17 protein-coding genes are annotated in these 21043 nt (G+C 39.5%); 3 read left to right on the top strand and 14 right to left on the bottom strand.

The genetic code is table 11. The features are described 5' to 3' along the window. Positions 1-73: 73 nt before the first annotated feature. Both cccB and V7659_RS13965 read right to left on the bottom strand, forming a co-directional pair. Positions 74-418 carry a cytochrome c551 gene (cccB, locus tag V7659_RS13970; RefSeq protein WP_335540507.1) on the bottom strand — a complete coding sequence of 115 codons (345 nt, stop codon included), beginning with the start codon at positions 416-418 and terminating at the stop codon, positions 74-76. Positions 419-469: 51 nt separating this feature from the next. Further along, positions 470-1336: a YitT family protein gene (locus V7659_RS13965; RefSeq protein ID WP_144554097.1), complete on the bottom strand. Its 867-nt coding sequence runs from the start codon at positions 1334-1336 to the stop codon at positions 470-472. A gap of 233 nt (positions 1337-1569) precedes the next feature. Here V7659_RS13965 and V7659_RS13960 point away from each other — a divergent pair, with 233 nt between their 5' ends. Then, positions 1570-1884, top strand: coding sequence for a hypothetical protein (locus V7659_RS13960; RefSeq protein WP_335540506.1), 315 nt, complete (start codon positions 1570-1572; stop codon positions 1882-1884). A gap of 129 nt (positions 1885-2013) precedes the next feature. Here V7659_RS13960 and prfB read toward each other — a convergent pair. From prfB to V7659_RS13920, 8 genes are all read right to left on the bottom strand, one after another. Beyond that, positions 2014-3115 (bottom strand): peptide chain release factor 2 gene (gene prfB / locus V7659_RS13955; protein WP_335540505.1). Its coding sequence is split into 2 segments (ribosomal slippage): positions 2014-3042 and positions 3044-3115, totalling 1101 coding nucleotides; the frame shifts between segments, so codons are not numbered across the junction. Between the two features lie 438 nt (positions 3116-3553). Next, complete coding sequence (locus V7659_RS13950; RefSeq protein WP_335540504.1) at positions 3554-4333, bottom strand: hypothetical protein; 780 nt, start codon at positions 4331-4333, stop codon at positions 3554-3556. A gap of 23 nt (positions 4334-4356) precedes the next feature. Continuing rightward, positions 4357-6390, bottom strand: coding sequence for a hypothetical protein (locus V7659_RS13945; RefSeq protein WP_335540503.1), 2034 nt, complete (start codon positions 6388-6390; stop codon positions 4357-4359). A gap of 288 nt (positions 6391-6678) precedes the next feature. Further along, entirely contained in the window at positions 6679-8550 is a 1872-nt protein-coding gene (locus tag V7659_RS13940) for a cytochrome c3 family protein (protein ID WP_335540502.1), read from the bottom strand. Positions 8551-8673: 123 nt separating this feature from the next. Beyond that, positions 8674-9651, bottom strand: coding sequence for a 6-bladed beta-propeller (locus tag V7659_RS13935; protein WP_335540501.1), 978 nt, complete (start codon positions 9649-9651; stop codon positions 8674-8676). Between the two features lie 8 nt (positions 9652-9659). Then, positions 9660-10352 (bottom strand): tetratricopeptide repeat protein, encoded by a 693-nt coding sequence (locus tag V7659_RS13930; RefSeq protein ID WP_335540500.1) that lies wholly within the window; start codon positions 10350-10352, stop codon positions 9660-9662. A gap of 26 nt (positions 10353-10378) precedes the next feature. Then, a complete protein-coding gene (locus V7659_RS13925) occupies positions 10379-11542 on the bottom strand; it encodes a NapC/NirT family cytochrome c (RefSeq protein WP_335540499.1) in 1164 nt (387 codons plus the stop codon). Positions 11543-11568: 26 nt separating this feature from the next. Next, the gene (locus V7659_RS13920) at positions 11569-12828 is read right to left on the bottom strand and encodes a NapC/NirT family cytochrome c (protein ID WP_335540498.1); all 1260 of its coding nucleotides are present in this window, start codon (positions 12826-12828) and stop codon (positions 11569-11571) included. 659 nt (positions 12829-13487) lie between these two features. Between V7659_RS13920 and secA the strand changes: the two genes are divergently transcribed. Then, the gene (gene secA, locus V7659_RS13915; protein WP_335540497.1) at positions 13488-15998 is read left to right on the top strand and encodes a preprotein translocase subunit SecA; all 2511 of its coding nucleotides are present in this window, start codon (positions 13488-13490) and stop codon (positions 15996-15998) included. Positions 15999-16312: 314 nt separating this feature from the next. Here secA and hpf read toward each other — a convergent pair whose 3' ends face one another. Then, a complete protein-coding gene (gene hpf, locus V7659_RS13910; RefSeq protein ID WP_335540496.1) occupies positions 16313-16861 on the bottom strand; it encodes a ribosome hibernation-promoting factor, HPF/YfiA family in 549 nt (182 codons plus the stop codon). Between the two features lie 274 nt (positions 16862-17135). On the opposite strand from hpf, the gene V7659_RS13905 reads away from it, so the two are divergent. Then, positions 17136-17633, top strand: a complete 498-nt coding sequence (locus V7659_RS13905) for a spore coat protein (RefSeq protein WP_335540495.1) — start codon at positions 17136-17138, stop codon at positions 17631-17633. Positions 17634-17674: 41 nt separating this feature from the next. Here the strand turns inward: V7659_RS13905 and V7659_RS13900 are convergent, their stop codons facing one another. Genes V7659_RS13900 through V7659_RS13890 form a run of 3 tightly spaced genes read right to left on the bottom strand, consistent with a single transcriptional unit; the run spans position 17675 to position 20871 of the window. After that, positions 17675-18391 carry a ComF family protein gene (locus V7659_RS13900; protein ID WP_335540494.1) on the bottom strand — a complete coding sequence of 239 codons (717 nt, stop codon included), beginning with the start codon at positions 18389-18391 and terminating at the stop codon, positions 17675-17677. Positions 18392-18406: 15 nt separating this feature from the next. Beyond that, positions 18407-19894, bottom strand: coding sequence for a DEAD/DEAH box helicase (locus tag V7659_RS13895; protein WP_335540493.1), 1488 nt, complete (start codon positions 19892-19894; stop codon positions 18407-18409). Beyond that, positions 19879-20871, bottom strand: a complete 993-nt coding sequence (locus V7659_RS13890; RefSeq protein WP_335540527.1) for a nuclease-related domain-containing protein — start codon at positions 20869-20871, stop codon at positions 19879-19881. Before V7659_RS13890 ends, V7659_RS13895 begins: the two co-directional genes overlap by 16 nt. Between the last annotated feature and the right edge of the window lie 172 nt (positions 20872-21043).

The following is a 21043-nucleotide window of genomic DNA, read 5'->3' as shown; positions in this document are numbered from 1 at the left end:
ATTATTTTATAATTTCCTATACAATAAAAAACGCCCTGTTTTTCCAAACAGAACGCTTCCTGGGTCTTTTATTTTATTTTTTGGCTGCAAGCCACTCTGCAACTTGGTTTGCATCATCGCCAGTTACAACGTTGGCAGGCATTTGCCCTTTACCATTTTTAAGGATATTCAATATTTCATCCTTTGAGTATTTAGAGCCAACCTTGGTTAGATTTGGACCCATACCACCTGTCAGATCTCCGCCATGACAGCTGGAGCATTTTTGATCAAAAATCTTCGCCGCCGTATCACTGCTTGCTGTTTCCGTTCCTTTGTCAGTTCCTGTGTCTTTACTTGTGTCATTATCCCCGCCTCCGCAGGCAGCAAGACCCATTACTAATGCAGTTCCCATCAACATTGTAAGCCACTTCTTTTTCACGTTGTTACCCCCTTCAGAAAATATTACCATCAATGCCCTATTATACCAATCCTATGCCCGTTTGAAACCCTCACCTAACACTTCAGCTGCATCCATAACAACGACAAATGCTGATGGGTCAAGGGCTTTAACCAATTGTTTCAATTTCGTGAACTCTGATTGATCTACAACGCACATAAGAACTGGCCGTTCATGGTCAGTAAATCCACCATATGCTGATAGTTTTGTCACACCACGGTCTATTTTATTCAAAATTCCGGCACGAACTTCTTCTTGTTTACCAGTAATGATCATTGCCATTTTTGATCGGCCGAAACCAACCTGAATCAGGTCGATTGTTTTGCTTGTTACATAAAGAGCAATCAATGCATACAAACCTTTTTCAATATCAAATACAATCGCAGCAGCAAGCACGATTAAACCATCGATTATGACGACGCATCGTCCCAGCGAAAAACCTGTATATTTATGAATAATTTGGGCTGCCAGGTCCGTCCCGCCCGTCGATGCTCTCCCTCTAAAGACTATGCCCAGACCAAGTCCTACGCCAATTCCCCCAAACAGAGCCCCAAGGAGGGCGTCATTTGTCCAAGGATCTAAATTCCTTGTAAAAAAAACTACTAATGGTAAAAAAATCGTTCCCGCAAGGGTTTTCACACCAAACTGCTTTCCTAATAAAACTACACCAGCTACAAATAAGGGTATATTGAAAGCCCATTGAACATAGGCTGGTTCCCACCCTAACACTGATTTTAAAATCGTACTAATACCACTTACTCCACCTGAGGCCACTTGGTTCGGAAGTAAGAAAACATTAAAGGTTAAAGCAATGATTGCAGCACCAATTAATACAAAAAGATAATCGATTGCTATTCTCGTTTTAGGATAGGTTAGTGTTAAATTACTTAAGATATTCATAAAGCTATTCTCCTCAAAATTTTAAATACTTTCTATTAGCCGAAAGTGAGTATAGCATGGGTAAATATTGGTGTAAATGGCAGTAAGTTGACGTGGTAAAGGATTAAAATTTCTTTTTAGCATTTGCCAGTTAAGTGGTTTTTATAAGGAATGATCTCATTGAGAAGTTAGCGGTTGTTTTGCTAAAAAAATATCAATTAATGTTATAATTTGTTGAATAGGAGGTGAACATAATGGAGCAATTGTTAAAGCAAATGATGGATCAAATGAATCAACAGTTCGATAAGATTGATAAACGGTTTGAACAAATTGATCACCGGTTTGATAAAATCGAAATTAGACTTGTTACTATGGATCAGCGGTTTGATGCTATGGATAAACAATTTATTGGTGTAAATCAACGATTAGATAAAGTGGAGGAAAGTATTCAATCACTCGAGCAAACAGTTAGAAATAATGCAACGGAATTTAGAAGTTACTTTAGGCATATCGATAACAAATTGGAAAATCATGATAAGATGTTTGAAATGCTCTCTGCGGAAGTATAACTTCAAAATTTAGAGTAATATACTTGTCCTCAAAGTAACGACCACACACTCCTCACCTAGATCGGCAAAAAGTTCCCAAAAGATAAGCCTTTGCCGAATAAATCGGCAAAGGCTATAAATATGTCTAATTTATGAAATTCTCGACCTAAGGTACGCATTAATAAACTGGTCTAAATCCCCGTCCATAACAGCCTGAACGTTCCCGCTTTCTGTGCTAGTCCTGTGATCTTTCACCATCGAATAGGGATGGAAAACGTAAGAACGGATTTGACTTCCCCAGCCGATTTCCTTCTGCTCGCCGCGAATTTCTAGAAGTTCTTGTTCCTGACGCTCAATTTCAAGTTGATACAGTTTGGCTTTTAGCATTTTCAGGGCTGCCTCGCGGTTTTTAATTTGCGAACGTTCTGCTTGACATGTAACAACTACACCAGTAGGCAAGTGGGTAATTCGGATGGCCGAATCGGTAGTGTTAATATGCTGTCCGCCCGCACCTGTTGCACGATAGGTATCAATTTTTAAATCCTCTGTCCGGACTTCTATTTGAATGTCATCATTGAGTTCGGGCATGACTTCACAGGAAACGAAAGAAGTATGACGACGGCCTGAGGAATCAAATGGGGAAATCCGAACCAGACGGTGAACCCCTTTTTCCGCTTTTAAGTAGCCATAGGCATTATGGCCCTTAATCGCTAGTGTAACACTCTTTATCCCCGCTTCATCACCAGGTAAGTAATCGAGGGTCTCAACCTTAAAGCCCTTTTTCTCTGCCCAGCGGGTATACATCCGCAGCAGCATCGATCCCCAGTCCTGTGATTCTGTTCCGCCCGCACCCGGGTGAAGCTCCAGAATTGCATTATTTTTATCATACTCCTCACTTAGGAGAAGCTGAAGTTCAAATTGACTCAAACGCGCTGTTAACTGCTGAAGTTCCTCTTCCAACTCTGCACGTAATTCTTCATCATTTTCTTCTTTTACAAGTTCATAGGTTAATTCCAAATTTTCAAAGCTGCTATTCAAATCATAAAATTCATTGACCTGATCCTTCAATCCATTTGCTTCACTAATGACGGTCTGCGCTGCTTGCTGATCGTTCCAAAAATCAGGATGAAGCATTTCATCGTCTAATTCAGCAATTCTTGCTTCCTTATTCTCAAGGTCAAAGAGACCCCCTAAAGTCCGCTAATTTCTTAGCTGTTTTTTCAAGTTCATTACGAATTTCTGCTAATTCCATTATCTTCACCTCTATAAAAATTACCTATATCGCATTTTATTCCGAAATCAATGTTCAGTTCCTTAACCATTATAGCGTGATAAGCGACTAAATTTCAAAGTTTGGATTAAAAAAGGGCAATCCTTTCCAAAATGAAAACGCCTGCCCGCCTATTTCTGGGCTATTAGGGCTTTGGCAATAAAAACGAAGCGATTGTCTATGTCGATATGCATTTGCATTTGTGGAGGAAGATTGATGGGGTTGGGGGATTGGTTAAAAACCATAAATTAATAGAGAGGAACTAGCTAAGAAGCTTGTAGTTTTTTTATGGTGGGTCTGAAATAAGACACAGGTCCATGATCATTACGATATTTCCATTAATCATATATAAAAAGGGGGCACCAAAAAGTCGACTAAATGACTTATTGGTGCCCCTTAGGCTATTTCCCTGATTTTATATTAATGCACAGTTCGTGACTCTTCATAACTACCTTTTGAGTGACAGCCCGCACACTTCGCATGCACCTCTTTATGGGCGGTGTCCTTGGAGTCGCAGGTAGTGCAGGATGTATTTTTATCTTTTATCGCTTGAACGACTACAGGATTAGTACTCTTGTGACAGGTATTACAAGTGATCGGATTACCATTTGCATCACTTCTGCCGTCACGGGCATGTTCACGGGTAAGTGATTTTGCATGGCTTCCCGTACAGTCTGGTTCATTTGCTTTATGAAGCTCCGGTATGTCGTGGTTATTCAGGAGTCTCGTCGGTGCCGCTTGGTATCCTACATAACCTTTTACCTGGGATCCAGGCTGGTGGCAGAGAATACAATCATTCATTTCACGATTTTCCGTTACCCTGATTGGCATTTTTGAATCAACATTGGTTGTCTGATATTTAATTGTAGGTGTTGATCCATGTGGTGCATAAGCGAACTGTCCATCCGGATTATCATGACACTGACTGCATCCCGCTGGAACAGAAATATAATTATGACAATTATCACATCGACTGTTGGAATGTGTTCCTTTGAAATATAGTTTCTTACTATGGACATTTTCCAAATCGCCGTTGCTGCCTGTAAAGCTATTTGATGGATGGCAGGCAGTACAGCTGGAAATATTTGAATCCTTCATGTCAGGGTAAGTATTGGTGTAAAATTTCCACTCTTTACTTATTGAAATACCTGAAATGTCGGAAGCAGCAATATAAACTGTATGGTAAGCCTCATTTTCCAATGACTCTGAACACACCCGCTCTTTTATGGAGTATCACCAATGTTAGTTGTGTCGACATCAGTTCCAGTTTCATCTGAAAGAGTAGTACTAGAATCTGTAGTTGTTTGACCACTATCAGTAGTTGTTGAACTATTTTCTGTTGTAGTTGAACTATTTTCATTTGTAGTTGAACTATTGTCATCCGTGGTGACATCAGTTGGATTTTCTGTTGGACCACTGGTATCTGTTGTTGTATCACTTGTAGTTTCAGTCGAACTAGGTGCTGTTGGTAAAATTTCTGTTACCGGTTCTGGTTCAGAAATTGGAACGTATTTTGGTCCATGTGCAGCACTTAATATTCTGTCTCTAGCCAACCCACCTGTACCATGGCATAGGGAACATGCCGCTGTTTGACTTGGGTGATATTCTGGACTTAATGCCTTTGCCGTTACACCATAAAGTGAAGTAGAACCATTGTGGCACTGCAGACAAAAACGTCTCTCTGTATTAACATCCCAGCCTTTAATATCACCAGTAAACGAGAATGAAGTTGACGCTTGATTATCATGGCCAAACTTGCTTCTCAACAAGAAGGAATTGTTAGAACCATGGGTTTCGTGACATTCAGCACAAGGTATGAAGCCATTCAATTTACTTCCGTCAGCTGCTGTAATCGAGTGTTGTGATGTATCTTTATCTTTATAGAATTTTTTTATATTCGTATGACAGGACAGACATAATGAATAATCTTCCATGTCCCCACTAGATGTTAATGATTTATTATATTTAAGAAACTCATAATATCCTTGCTTAAAGGTTTCTCTATCGAAAATACTCTTATTCGTGTTTGAAACTGTATCCAATGCCATATTATCTTCATGACAGGTTGCACAATCTGTTTTTAAGCTATCTACATTTAATGTTGTTAATCCTCTTTGATTTAAATCAGCAGTCTTATGCTTATATACATAGTGGTCTTGTAATAAGTTAGGATTTTTCACAGTCCAATCTAAATGTGGATTATGACATGTCGTACAGGACTCTTGTTGTTTTGCATCTAATCCAGCAGTGTGATGATTCTTACTATCACTATTATCAATAAGTGGTGCATTCGTGGTTCCATCATGACAAGCCAAACAATAGTTTTTGGTTGAATCATCACCAGGTTCTAATTCGAGTTTATCAGTTGAACCTTTATGTGAGCTATGACATGTGGCGCACATATTAGTATTGTTTGAATAATGCCCATGTGGATTGCTACTTGTCTTATGGGTCTCATCATCATAGTCATCCCAATTTACTGCACTTGTTCTTGTTGTAAACTTAAATGATTTTGCATAGACCTTGTTAAGAGTTACATCTCCTATAGCACTGGGAACTAGCTTAGCAGTAAAAGACTTATATAAAGAGAATTTATCGTCTGGTGTAAAAGTAATACTGTAAGCATGAATGCCTGGCACTTCAAGATCTTTCAGTGTTGAGGTTCCTTTAATTTCAGTGTCTCCTTGCATCACCTTGACTGCTTTGTCTTGATCAATTTGAGCAATAGGATTCTCGTCCACAATAGTAAACTTTATTTTGGCGTTTTTAGGAGTACTTGTTAAATCATCCCCATAGAGGACTACATTATTTGGAAGAACAATCCCCGTACCGGAAATATAAAACTTTACTTTATCCGATTCTATAACATCAGCAGCTGTATCTTTAATTACTACTTTAATTTGATGCTCTCCGTCACTTAATCTTTTAGAGAATGTCCATGTTTTTTCTGTTGTATTGATACTCCATTCGGCAGGATTGTCATCCGAGTTGGATATCTTGCTATCTGGGTCACCGACTTCGTACGCCGTTAATAGTAGATTTTTAGCCCGAACATTATCATAACTACCTTTAACAATAACTTTCGTATCAATCAGTAATGCTTCAGAATCTGTTGTGCTATCTGGTGTGGTAATACTAATTAATGGTGGATCTGCAGCAAAAACTATCTTACTTGTGCTGCTGAATAAGGTTAGCAATAAAAAAAGTAGTAACAGACCACTGAGAAATACTTTATTATGACTCAACATAGGATTCATTCAATTCAACTCTTTTTCTGTAAATTTAATTATGTTTATTAAAGTATTATTTTTTATATAGGAGTTACAAATCAATTATAGCAGTGATTTCGGAGGAAAATAGGGCGGAATTGGAGCAATTCATTGTCTGTTTTGTGTCTTTAATATTGACAATTTTGTGTCAATTAGTAGATAATAATAGAAAAGCAAGGTAACATCAATTGCTACCTTGCTCTCTCTAAAATGACATTTCAATTCTTCAAAAGCTAACAAGTAGTGGCGCTATTTGTTGGCTTTTTTTATTTTGAACTATTCTCTAGTTCCTGGTTGGCCCGGCTTTAATGGAGCTTCACCGTCATCTATGCCAACTCCAGCATCATTGACACCTGTATGACTGCCGTAAATAGCACTAGTAGGACCATCAAGACGGTCGTTGTTTACGTTATTAATGAACTGACCGCCAGAACCGTGACAAGCGTAACATACTGACATACCAGTGTAACGTTTTAAAGCAGAAGAAGGGTTTGGATCAACGTAATAACTTAAATTTCCTGCGTGATCGCCTTCGTAATAAGATTCATCGTTAGAGTCCTTCATGATTGTAGCATCTGTACCGTGACCGTAGTGGCAACGTACGCAAGTAAGATTATCTTTGCCAGTTGTGTGGCGGTGTGCTTGAGTATAAGTACCAGTTTTAATAGTACGTGTATTAGACAAATAGTCAGTGTGACAAGCTGAACAATATTTACTCATTTCTGTACCACTATCATATACATAGTTTGCATAAGTACTATCAAATAAAGATCTAATATTAGTAGTAGTTTCAACATCAATACCTAAAGAGATTGTTGCTTTAGTAACTGCATCAACATCTGCAGAAGTACCAACTGCAAAACCATCTCTCCAGACGATTTTTAGGGTTGGTGGAGCACCAGTTAAGACAGTATTAGCTGCCTCACGGCTAGAACCTCTTAACCATAGAGAGAAGTCTTTAGAATATGATTTCCCAGTCCATCTGTATGTTTGGATGACCTTTTGACCTAATACAACACCTTCGCGACTATACATGTAACCTTCTTTTGTTTTATCTGTAGAAATGTCACCAGCTGCTACAGTTTTCTTTGCAACAATATATGGTGTAGTCATTGATGATGGTAAAGTAGCTGAATCTAAATCAATGATAGTAAGATCTTTGAATAATTTACCATTTTTTCCATCTGGTGTAGATGTGCTATAAGCAACTCCACCCCATCCTAGTGGGTCCATATTCAAGTTGTTTTCCATTGTAGAACCTGAACCGTGTGGTGCGTGGCAGCTAGCACAGTTGAATTCGTTACCCCAGATTGTATTACTTCCTGATGCTTTGGTGTTTCCTCCAGGAGCAGCACTTACATTAATGGAACCGTCAGATTGGTGAAGGGAACCATTGTGTGTAGTATCTTGTTTAACGTTAAATGTACCAGCGATTTCTTTTGTTGTTTCTTCAGTAGTTGAAGCAAATGCGTTGTATGCACCAGTTGTACCATCATGACAAGCAGAACATGTGCTGTATACGCCGTCTTTGAACAATAATGCTTCACCTTCAGCAGCTGTGTGAGTTTGGTGACAAGCAGCACAAGAGTTTGTGTTGTTTTGATAGAAACCGTGTTTATTGCCGCCTTTACTTGCAGCTCCAGGTACACCAGTATGATTGGCGTTAACTAGACCTGAACCATCAACGTCTAAAAGACTATTTGGGTCATTAGCAATTGATGCTAAGCTTGGATTCTCATGAGTCCAATTTACTGCATATTTTGTCTCAGTCTCAGTTGTTCCATCCATAAGAACAAATTTGTAAATTACTTTCTGCTCAAAATTAACACCAGCAGAACCATCAGCTGAATAAGGAATATTGATCGTTTTGTACTCAGCAGCTGCACCTGTTGGTTCTGGGTATGAAGGTACATCGCTTAGTACAGCAGATGTATAAACTTCTGCATACTCCCCGTCTTGATTCTCATATACCTTTACGCTAAAGTCTTTCGTAGAATCATGACTAGTATTAATAAACTTAAAGTCATATCCTGTGCCGTTTGCAGTTAAACCGCCCCAGAACGCGCCTCTTGCAAATACAGAGGTGCTAAGTATTCCCACTAGAATAATCGTTAAGACTAGTGAGAAGCTAAGTTTCATCTTACTCATTCCAAAAAACCTCCCATTTTTTCTTTCTCTCTTTCTCTCTTTTTCTCTTTTTATCTTTTTCTAATTTGTAATACTAATCTCTCCCTCTATTAAGGCATCACCTCCTTTAATGTTAAAAAGTTATTAGTAATAAAGACCAACCCTTGCATTTACAGTATCGGTGATAAACACTTCTCCCTTATCATCTACAAATAATCCGTTAGGAAGATAAAATTGCTCTTTTTCGCTGCCAATTCCACCAATTTGAAAAACTTGTTTTCCTTCTTTATCGTATCCATAAAGATAATGAGTCATATTATCGACCATTAATAAAGTTCCATTAGCCTGAACTCCAATTCCTCTTGGATTAACGAATTTGGAACTGCCTTTACCATCTGCTGAACCGTTAATAACCCGCTTATACTTTCCGTTTTGATCATAAACTACTAGACGTTGATTACCTGTATCGGAAACATAGATATTATTATCATCGTCAACGGTAACTGCGTTTGGCGCATTGAGAGCATCTTTTTTCCCTGTTGCGGTATTAATTTCAAGTAATTTTTCCCCTTTAAGATCAAAGACATTTACTTTGTTTTTCGGAATATCTGTTACATATAGTTTGTTATTGTAAATCCGTAAACCGCCGGGACCTTTTAATGCATCCTTTTTATTGGCAACTTCAAAGTATTTAATGAATTTTCCCTTTGAAGTAAAAATGGAGATTTTGCCAATGTATAGGTCAGCGACATAAATGTTACCATCTTTATCACCAGCAATTCCGTAAGGAAATTTAAATTGACCTTTATCGGAGCCTTCCTTACCAAATTTGAAGATAGGCGTTCCTGAAGTATCGAAAGCTTGAACTTGCTTGTGGTTTGTATCTGTTACATAGACATATTGTCCAACTTTCGTAACATCCATTGGTTTTTCAAGCGGGTCATTCATGTCCCCTTGAATGTAATAACTCAAGGTTGGAGGGCCACCAGCATCCACTTTACTAGCCACTTTTATAGCATTATCCTGAAGATTGAAAAAGTAAATCACGGCGAATAAAACGACACTAAGTGCGACAATGGTTCCCATCCATATATACGTTGTCTTTTTTTTCACGGATCCCATCTCCTTCCTTATTTCTTTTTAGTCTTTAGACGTTCTAATGCTTCTAGTGCTGGCTTAAATGTTGGATCATAAGAAAGAGATTCTTTATAAATATCTTCTGCCTCTTTAAGTTTTCCTTGGTCCTCTGCCACTAAACCAGTTTCATAGATTACATCTGTATTTCCTGGTTTATAACGATTGGCTATTTCCAGTGCTTCAGTTGCTTTATCATACATTTTTAATTTACGGTAGCTTCTTGCTTTTAATAAAAGACTTTTATAATCCTGCGGAGCAAGTTTAGATGCCTTAGAAGCCATTTGCAGTGCATCGTCAGTGCGTTTTTGCTTGTCATAAACAATAGCCAAATTCAAGTAGGCAGCATAATAATCTTTATCCAAGCTTTTCGCTGTCTGATATTCTTTTATAGCTTTGTCATCGTCACCCTTTAAAAAGTAACTATAACCTAATTGAACTCTTAAACTTGCATCATTAGGTTTCTGTTCAACAAGTGCTTTGTTATATTCTATCTGCTTGACGATTTCATCATCATTTTTATTCCACAGGTATTTAGCACTTACATAATATCCTGCAGAGAGACAAATCGCTAAGGTCACAACAAGAATAATTAGCGATTGCCACCATGTAAATCGGTCTTTCTTGACCTTTTTAATATTTTCTGTTCTGGATTGTTCCTGGGCATCAGGCTTAACTTGACTTTCCATATTAGCCCTCCTAATCTGATTAATTACTAATCTTCTTTATGGCATGATGTACATTTAGGTTTATTATGACAGGTATAACAAAAATCAGTTGGTCTTGTTGCATTTTGAATATTAACTGGATGTCTTTCTTTAAAATTCTTGTCAGCATGCATTGCTGGATGACAGCTATTACACGTAACATTATTCGTTTTATTAAATCCAGTCTTTTGTTTATCATGGCAGGCAAGACATGCTTCCATACTCACCTTAGCTTTAGCACCATGAAGATTGACAAAACCTTTAACGTGACTTTTTGGTTTCGTCGTATGACAATCTTTACAAAACGTATTTTCCTTCGCATAATCTTGAGCTGAGATCTGGGTTATTTTCGAATCTGTATTACTTAAAAATTGTTGTGAAGCAGGGATTTCTACAAAACCCTTTATTTCAGTTTCGGACATAAATGAATGACATTTATTACAACTTTTTAAGTCTTTCTTAGCTAACTCTCCGTGACTACCAGTTTTAAAATCCGACTCTTTGTGGGATTTCGGTAACACACCAGTGGTATGACATGTTTTACACTCGGTAGATACGTCACGTACTTCATGACATTCCACACAAGTTTCCATTTTAGTCTTAGTAAACTTCAAATCACTCATCATTGATTTTCCGAGTGAGTCATCCCATTTTCCATAGTCTGTTTTGAAGGTTACTTGACGTTCTGCTATTTTCCCATGTGCTACGCCACTATGACACTGAGTACATTTAACATCTTTTGCTAAATGCTTATCATGGGGAATAATGATATCCCCAGAAGGAGTTACTTCTCGTTTGTCCATATTGTGACATGATTCGCAAGCAGAATTCGGTATTTCTTTTGGCATTTGAATCGGTGCTGAATAGGTGTTCATAGTTTTTTTATAAAGCTCGACAACCCCATTAGCTTTATTTTTTGCTAAATTCTTTGCCCCAGGCTGGATATGACAGCTAACACAATCCACTTCACTATGCGTGGAAGCTTTCCACGTATAGTACTCGGGTTTCATCTCATGACATGATGAGCAGTACCCTGAGCTAGAGGTAGCCTTTAGCCCAGAGAACCCAAGTGCAAGGAAGATTACTATAAAAAACAGTGCAAGAGTCATAAACTTAATTAATTTATACCGATAACGAGGAGGGGCCGACCGCATTTCCTTTTCCTCTTCCATAAAGCGTCCCTCCAGATTTTGATTAGTTATTTCTTATCATCTTTAAAGCCAGTTCTATGGCAGTATTGGCAATAAACATCTGTTGGTGCTTTTGCATTGGTTGAGTCTGCTTTTGGTTTATCACGGTCATGACAGACGAAACATTCTGCTTTCTGATCACTGGTTTTCGCTTTGGATGCATGGGAAGTCAACCATTGATTACTTTCACCATGTCCATCCGGACGATCTGAGTGACAGGCACTACAGAATTTGTTTGTACGTGCTTGTTCTTTTGCAAGTGTAACGTTTGGTGTGTACTTAACTTTTGAATTACCCATTTTAAGAAGTGAGACGATATCTTCTTTTGGAATTTCCCTTACCCATTTTGAATCTTGGTGACAATTCATACATTTATCTAGCTGTTGAACAGCTGTACCGCCGTGATTATTGCCCCAATCTACATTTTTATGTGTTTTAGGAATTTCCGTTTGTTTGTGGCAAGTTTCACATTCCATCGAAACCTTAATATCTTTTTTCTGCTTTCCGATTGCTTGTAAAATAATATCTTGTGTCTTTGCATCATGTGTTGCAGCTAATGCTTCCGTTGTTTCGCCTTCAGGAGTTGATTCTGCTGCAGTTTCTTTTGTTGCTTCTTTATCTTTTTCTTCGAGCTTTTTCTCTACTTCTTCAGGATTAACCGGAACGTTATAAGCTGGATCTTTCCAAGGCTTTTCCCCGTTATTTACTTTGTCATGGCAGTCAATACAAGTCCCCATATTCGGTCTCAAGTATTTCTTTTCCATTAATTTTTCAGCACTTTCTTTCGTCCATTCGCCGCGTACTTCTTCAACGTTGATTCCACGGGTTGCCATCTTCGCGTGAACCACACCGGCATGACAAGTAATACAAGGGATATCTTTTTCGATATGACCTTTGTGGTTTACTTTTAGGTCTCCGGATGCTGTGACTAGGCGGTTCTTCGAGTGACATTGTAAACAGTTTTGATTTGAAACGGCTTCTTCTTCGGTTTGCACTATTTGTTCAGGTACACCCGTAACATGGTAGTATACTTCTTTCATAGACTTCATTTTATGAGTAATCATGTTGGTGAAACCTGGCTTGATATGACACTGTACACATGAAATTTGATTGTGGGCACTTGCAGTAAACGTTGAATATTCAGGTGCCATTTCGTGACAACTTGCGCAAAATGTAGGTGAGTTAGTCATGGTTAGAACTCCATACCCTCCACCAAATACAACGATACATCCTACAAGTGAAACAAATAATAATTTCCATCTGTTCACTGGGTTGCTCCAATCAATTCCTCGAAACTTTCGCCATAATCCACGAATTAGGCCAGCCTTTTTTCTATCTTCTCTACTTTCGGGATCTTTATCTTTATTTTTTTTCCCCCAAATGGCCACTTAACTCACCCTTCCCATTTTGGATTCTCTCTCTATTTATTTTCCATTTTAACCTCTCTAAGGGTAGTATCTAACATTGTAAGAGTATATTCCAATGTACAATTTGTGAATAATTTTTCAAACAAACTAAATGAGTATTTACCACTAAAAACAACACATAAATGTTGTTATCTCGATGATATTTAATACTATATCAATGTTGTTTACTCTGCATGCAATTGTATATTTATTCGCTTTACGGACTTTTTATACAATTCTCACCCTTAATTATAATTTGAATTTCTAGTTGAAATACATTCTCAAAACCACTTCATAAGTCTGACATATTTGACGAAAAATCGAACTTATCGAAACCCAAGCTGAAGTGTTTGACTTGGAAGGAAATATAATAGATGATTGTCCGAATCTTGTATCCTTCTATCATTGTTGTCACTGTATTGTGGAAATGGTAAGATAAAAAAGGAAAATAGCGAATATTCATGAATGGATTTTTTTAAAAATAGTGTATTAGTCTCGATAAAAAGGAGCGTTCATCAGATATGGGGATTTTAGATAAAGTGTTTGACTTGAACAAGCGTGAGCTAAAGCGCCTAGACAAGCTTGCGGTGAAAATTGACGCACTGGCTGCGGAAACAGAAAGGTTGACCGATGAGCAGCTACGCGAGAAAACGGAAGAGTTCAAGTCCCGCTATCAAAACGGGGAATCATTAGATGATCTCCTGGTTGAAGCATTTGCCGTTGTCCGTGAAGGTGCCAAGCGTGTACTCGGTTTATATCCGTACCATGTTCAGTTAATGGGGGGGATTTCTCTTCATGAAGGGAACATATCGGAGATGAAAACAGGGGAAGGTAAAACGTTAACTGCGACCATGCCAGTTTATTTGAACGCACTTTCTGGTCGAGGGGTTCACGTTGTTACGGTCAACGAATACTTAGCAAGTCGTGACGCCGCCGAAATGGGTGAATTGTATCAATTCCTTGGTTTAACGGTTGGCTTAAATTTAAATAGTATGGATAAGGAAGAAAAACAAGCAGCCTATGCCGCTGATATTACGTATGGAACGAATAACGAATTTGGTTTCGATTACTTGCGTGATAACATGGTCCTTTATAAGGAACAAAAAGTACAGCGGCCACTTTTCTTTGGAGTGATTGACGAGGTTGACTCGATTTTAATTGATGAAGCACGTACACCGTTAATTATTTCAGGGTCAGCACAAAAATCGGCTGTCCTCTATATTCAGGCCAATGGCTTTGTTAAGATGCTTTCAAAAGAAATAGATTATACGTACGATGAAAAAACGAAGGGCGTAATGTTGACCGAAGAAGGAATTAGTAAAGCTGAGAAAGCTTTTGGCATTGATAACCTTTTCGACATGTCCCACGTAACCTTAAACCATCATATTAACCAAGCATTAAAAGCAAATGTCAGCATGCATCTTGACGTTGACTACGTGGTCCAAGACGGCGAAATTGTCATTGTTGACCAGTTCACCGGGCGTTTAATGAAAGGCCGTCGATATAGCGAAGGCTTGCACCAAGCTATTGAGGCGAAAGAAGGCCTCGAAGTTCAAAACGAAAGTATGACCATGGCAACGATTACGTTCCAAAACTACTTCCGGATGTACGAAAAATTAGCAGGGATGACCGGTACCGCAAAAACGGAAGAAGAAGAATTCCGTAACATTTATAACATGAATGTTATTGTTATTCCTACGAATCGCCCTATTGCCCGTGATGACCGTCCAGATTTAATTTACTCTTCTATGAACGGTAAATTCCGTGCCGTTGTTGAAGATATCGCGGTGCGTCACCAGCAAGGACAGCCTGTACTTGTTGGTACGGTGGCGATTGAAACGTCTGAGCTTATCTCCAATTATTTAGTAAAAAAAGGGATTCGCCATAATGTGTTGAACGCGAAAAACCATGAACGTGAAGCTGAGATTATTGCCGAAGCTGGACACAAAGGGGCCGTCACCATCGCAACGAACATGGCTGGACGTGGGACGGACATTAAGCTCGGTGAAGGGGTATTAGAACTAGGGGGACTTGCCGTCATCGGAACGGAGCGCCATGAAAGCCGACGGATTGATAATCAGCTTCGTGGACGTTCTGGACGTCAAGGGGACCCGGGTATTACTCAGTTTTATTTATCCATGGAAGATGAACTGATGCGCCGCTTTGGCTCAGATAATATGAAAGCAATGATGGAACGACTTGGCATGGATGATACACAGCCAATCCAGAGTAAAATGGTATCAAGGGCGGTTGAATCGGCACAAAAACGTGTTGAGGGCAACAACTTTGATGCTCGTAAACAACTCTTGCAATATGATGATGTTCTTCGTCAGCAGCGTGAAATTATCTACACCCAGCGTGATGAAGTACTAGAATCTGAAAATCTCCGTGACATCGTTCAAAAGATGATTTTAAATTCCATCGAGCGAAATGTCGATGCTCATGCATCACGGCATGAGGATGAAGAAGAATGGAATCTTGAAGCCATCATCGATTTTGTGAATGCCTCCCTTCTCCATGAAGGTGACATCACAGTGGATGACTTGAAAGGAAAAGAACCGGACGAAATCCGCGATACGATTTTTGCAAAAGTGAAGGAACGTTACGATGAAAAAGAAGAGATTCTCTTCCCTGAGCAGATGCGTGAATTTGAAAAGGTTGTAACGCTGCGTGCGGTGGATTCCAAATGGATTGATCATATTGATGCAATGGATCAGCTTCGTCAAGGAATTCATTTACGTGCCTATGGTCAGATTGATCCGCTTCGTGAGTACCAGCATGAAGGATTTGCGATGTTTGAAGCGATGGTTCAATCGATTGAGGATGAAGCGGCCATGTACATCATGAAGGCTGAAATCCGCAACAATCTTGAGCGCCAAGAAGTAGCCAAAGGTCAAGCGGTGAACCCAAAAGAAGACGGTGAAGCCGTTAAGAAAAAGCCAAAAGTAAAGCAACTTGATGTTGGCCGTAATGATCCATGTATTTGTGGCAGCGGCAAGAAATACAAGAACTGCTGCGGGGCAGGAAAATAGGATTTTGTTTTGATAGGCCGGCGATCATATATCGCTGGCTTTTTTTGTTTTTGATTGTAAGAATTGTAGGCAAGTTGGTGGAATTGTAGATAAGTTGCGGGTATTTGTGGATATATTCTGAAAATTGTGGATATCATTCACGGGATTGTGAGTAAATTTCAGTAATTCTCGGTTATCCACATGGGGATAACTTTCAATAGGAACTTTTATAAAGAAAAAACAAGTAAGTAGCTAGTAAATTAGAATAATGAAATTTTATGCACAAGCAAAAAAACGCCGCTCTGTTTAAGAGCAGCGTTCTTCTTTATATATGTTTAGTGTGCCTCGATTAAACCATATCGGCCATCACGGCGCTTATAAACAACGTTTGTTCGATGTGTGTCTGCATTAGTAAATACATAGAAACTATGGCCTAACATATTCATCTGCAAAATAGCTTCTTCACTATCCATTGGCTTAAGGTCGAAGCGCTTTGTACGAACTAATTCTAATTCATCCTCATCTAAATCATGTACTTCCGTGTTTTCAGTTGTTGCAAATGTAATTGGAAAGTCGCCTTTTTCGCGGAATTTGCGGTTTACCTTTGTTTTGTGCTTGCGAATTTGGCGCTCTAATTTGTCAGTTATCAAGTCAATCCCAGCATACATATCAAGATTTGTTTCTTCAGCACGAAGAACAAGTTGTGGCAGCGGGATTGTTACCTCTACTTTAGAAGTTTTATCTTGATTGAATCTTAGATTCACATTTACCTTTGCATCAGGTGCTTCTGTAAAATAGCGTTCCAATTTTGCGATCTTCTTTTCTACATACTCTCTAATTGCTGGAGTTACCTCAATGTTTTCACCACGAACGTTATAATTCATTTGTGGATTCCTCCTTTAGTTAAGGCTATGTATTAACATTTCTATTTTACCCTATGATTATCCTGCTAAATCAGAACAAAAATTTTGTCGATTTATTGACAAAAACAAAGGGAATATAGTGACAAGGTTTTACATGACCTTTGACATCAACAGGTGATTATCACTAAAATGAATGGTTATTCAATATTATTGTAATCTTTATTGGGACAACTATCCAGCAGAATGCTCCAAGAATAGTGTAAATGGATGCTATAACTGAATGGAGGATTTCGTTATGGAGCAAGAGGAAAGAAAATTACTAGCCTGGCATGAGACCTTGGAATTGCACGAGATGGTTGCCTTTCAATCTGTGGGTCTAATGAAACTGAAAATGTCGATTAAGAAAATTACTGATCCTGAACTCAAGGAACTTTACAGAAAATGTATACATGATCTTGAAGGCAACCTAAAAGCTTTACTTAAGTTTTATACATCTGCCGCAGGCATTCAAGGTAGGGAAGATGAGGATGTGCGTGAGGATACAGGCTTTTATGCTGGAGATTTGCTAGGGTTATCCAAAGCATTGGTGCGGAATTTGTCTGTAGCTATTACAGAAACAGCCACTCCTTCGTTACGAAAAACGTTTACCAATCAACTGTTAGGAGCAATTCATGGCCATGAAAGGATTTTTAATTACATGCATAAGCACGGCTATTATCCGGCCTATGATTTAGGTCAATTGCTTGGTCATGATATTGAAACGGCACAAAAGGCATTAAAGATGGGTTTTTAATAGAATCAAAGGAAGGTTCAGGTGGTTCAGGATTGCATGAACTAACGTGCAAGTGTTAGGGATTGTACTCTAGACGCACCTGCCTCCTTCAATAGTTTGGCAGCATGCCTTAGTGTGGAACCGGTTGTGTAAATATCATCGATTAGGACCACTTTTTTCCCCATTACATTGACATCCGGATGAACCTGAAAGACTTGCGGAAGATGGATTCGCTCCGACCGAGATTTTTTCGATTGCTTTTCTGAGTGGACCCGGCTGAGGAGACGTGCAGGGGAAAAGCCCGCTTCGATGAGAAGTGCCTCTGCTTGATTAAATCCCCGCTCATATTGCCGTTTGTCACTTAATGGGATAGGCACCAGCAGGTCTGGGGATAATCCACCTATTTTCCCCTTGAAAAGTTCTGAAAATATCTTTGCCAATACATAATCACCGCGAAATTTAAAGGTTGCAATTACTTCTTTTAAAAAATCATTATAGAGGAAAAAGGAATGGTTTTTCTCAAGGCTTCCTTGCCATTTAGGGTCTTCCTCCCAACGGAAGCAATCATGGCATATATCCCCATTGCGAAATTGATCATTTACTTTGGAAAAAGGCCGGCTGCATATTCGGCATTGGTCACCGTGAATTTGTTCTAGTTTTCTTTCACAGACAGGGCAAATGTGATGTTCCTTATCAATAGAGAAAATAGCCTGCCAGCCGATGCTTGGCACGATCACTTCATGGCAGATTAGACAGCGGTTTTGATGAAATAAGTTCATTATTAAAACTCCTTTTTACTTGTCGAGTAACTCCCTTTTGATCCCTTCCCGGTTCATCGAGAGGATTTGCTTTCTTGCCCTTATCATCTCTTCGGTTTTTCCATAATGAAAATAGGTCACTACCCCCTCTGGATAATCCTTGCTTCTCCCCGCCCTTCCAGCAATTTGGACAAGGGCACTTTCTGAAAAAACAGTCTCTTCAGCCCCTACCACGGCGACGTCAATGTTGGGGAAGGTTACCCCTCGTTCAAGAATGGTTGTCGTCAAAAGCAGTGGTATTTCTTTGGAACGCATTCTTTGCACCTTTTCTTTGCGGTCAGGGTCTTCGGCATGGACTGCTTCTACGGTTGTAGCCAATTGGCGTAAGATAGGGAGAGCTTTTTCCATTAAAGGGATATGTGGAAAAAACACTAATGCTTGTTTGTTTGCATGAATCCGATTGGTAATCCAGCGGAGGACATTGGGCGGGAGCTTATTTTTTTGCAGCTGCTTTTGCCAATTACCGCACCATTCAAACTTAGGGACCGGGAGCGGATGGCGATGGAAACGTGCTGGGATCGTGGTAAATGCTCTTTTTCCTGTCCGGCATTCCCTTTGCCATTTTTGATTGGGTGTAGCAGTCAGGTAAATCATGGAGGAGGACGCCTTTCGAGCCTGGATAGCGGCATACTGAAGCGATTCCTCGACTGTATACGGAAAAGCATCGACCTCGTCTAATATAATTGCATCAAAGGCCTGGTAAAAGCGGAGAAGCTGGTGGGTGGTTGCGATGGTAAGCGGAGCATAAACATGTCGGTCCTCACTTCCACCGTAAAGGGAGGCAACTTTTATTTCTGGAAAGGCGGCTTTCAGCCTGGGTGTGAGTTCTAAGACGACATCAGTCCGTGGCGTGGCAATGCAGATTCTTTTTTTAGCAGCAAGTGCCGTTTCAATTCCAGCGAAAAGGACCTCAGTTTTCCCTGCTCCGCATACGGCCCAGACTAAGTGTTCTTGATTTTGCTGAATAGCGCTGGTTACATGGTCCGATGCCACCTGTTGCCCCTTAGAGAGCGTCCCCTGCCAGTGTTTGATGGTTGCTGGAAGTTCGGTGTCAGGCACCGGACCATTCCAGCCGATGAGCGCAGTGCAGGCACTGATCCTTCCCATCATGATGCAATGGCGGCAATAGAGGCAGATTTCTCTACATCTTGAGCATTGGTAGGATGCAAACCAGTGCGGCTCCTTGTTGCCGCATCGGGCACAAACTGGCTTTTTCCCTTCATAGTAGATTCCTTTTCGATAGGTGATATAGCCATTTTCATAGTGGGTTTGGATTTCAGTGAAGGGTATTGGGATATCATCTGGGAGAAGCTGTTTGCCAGTGAGGAGCTGCTGCAGGTAAGGATTGTAGGAGAAGGTTGGATTGAACGGCGCCTGAGGGATGCTGGGCAGTTTAGAGATCGGCAATGAGTCTTCTTTTGTGGTGATTGGAATTAGTAGGTTGTTTTTTATGATAAATCGCACTGGGTCACCTTCTCTGGATTGAGATAATAGAGTCGATCTTTTGTTTTACCTGTTGTTGGAAGGTTTAATCGGTGGAGTAACTTTTGAGTGGTATCAGGGCTCGAGAGAAGTAGAAAATTTCTCAATTCTAGATTAGTAATCGTTGGCTTATATAGGTAGTAATAATGACTAAGTGTTTTTAGAATGGCATCTTTTGAGGAAGTCTGACATGCTGGGCAGCTCCATTTACCTCTTTTGTAATTCATCGGAATATAGTTGCATTGCTCATTAGGACAGCAAACACCGCTCCGAATATCTTTTTCTGTTAGATTGTATTCTTTTAAGATGTTAATAGGCTTTGGGCTAGTTTGATTTAAGAGTAAGTTACCTATTTTAATCATTGACTCATGATCAATCCTTTCATGATTATATCGTTGTTCCATGCTATCAATTTTATTAAAGAAGTCTCTTCCTTTGCATATTTTGGAAAAATCTGTTTTATCTCCGGAATTAGTTTTTAGGATAGTACTAGTGCTTTTGAAAAAAATTAAGTTATCAACCGGGAGTAGATTGCAATGGTTTTTGATCAACCAATTGCGCAGGAGGGACTGAAGTCGTTGACATTGAACACGCGGGTCCTCAAAGGATTCTTCGGTTCCATCTTCATTTGTTCGGATAAGTTGTTTGAAAGTATTATCAAATGTCAATTTACCCAGGATGTTTTTGGCTTCGATGATAAGGATGCATTTTTGGGAGAATAGAAGGGTGTCGATTTGGAAGTGGATGCTGTTGTATTGGAGTTGGAGGTCATGGAAGATGAGGTATTTATCTTGTGGAAGTTCTTTAACGTAGTTTGCTAAAGCAATTTCTCCCCAGTATCCAGCCCATCGTTTGGCTAGTTCTTTTTCAATTTCTGGATATTTTCTGTGGCCGATAATGAGACGTAATTTTAGGATTTCTGTTAAAAGTAGTCTTTGGGGTGGGGTTAAACCTTTCATGATCAAGTTAATCGTCAACTCCCTTATCTTTTTTGAGAAATTTCTACAAAGTTTGTATGATCTCCTGCTCAATCGTGGAAATTTTTTATGGATATGTGTCAGTTTGATGTCTTTGCTATTGTTGCTAGCAGGATTCCGCCAAGCTGGTACGGATTTCCGCCAACATTCGGAG

The sequence above is a fragment of the Neobacillus drentensis genome (assembly GCF_036966985.1).
Classification (GTDB): Bacteria; Bacillota; Bacilli; order Bacillales; family Cytobacillaceae; genus Neobacillus; species Neobacillus drentensis_E.
Note: the sequence above shows the minus strand (reverse complement) of the source record. Positions and strands in the feature narration are given on the sequence as shown.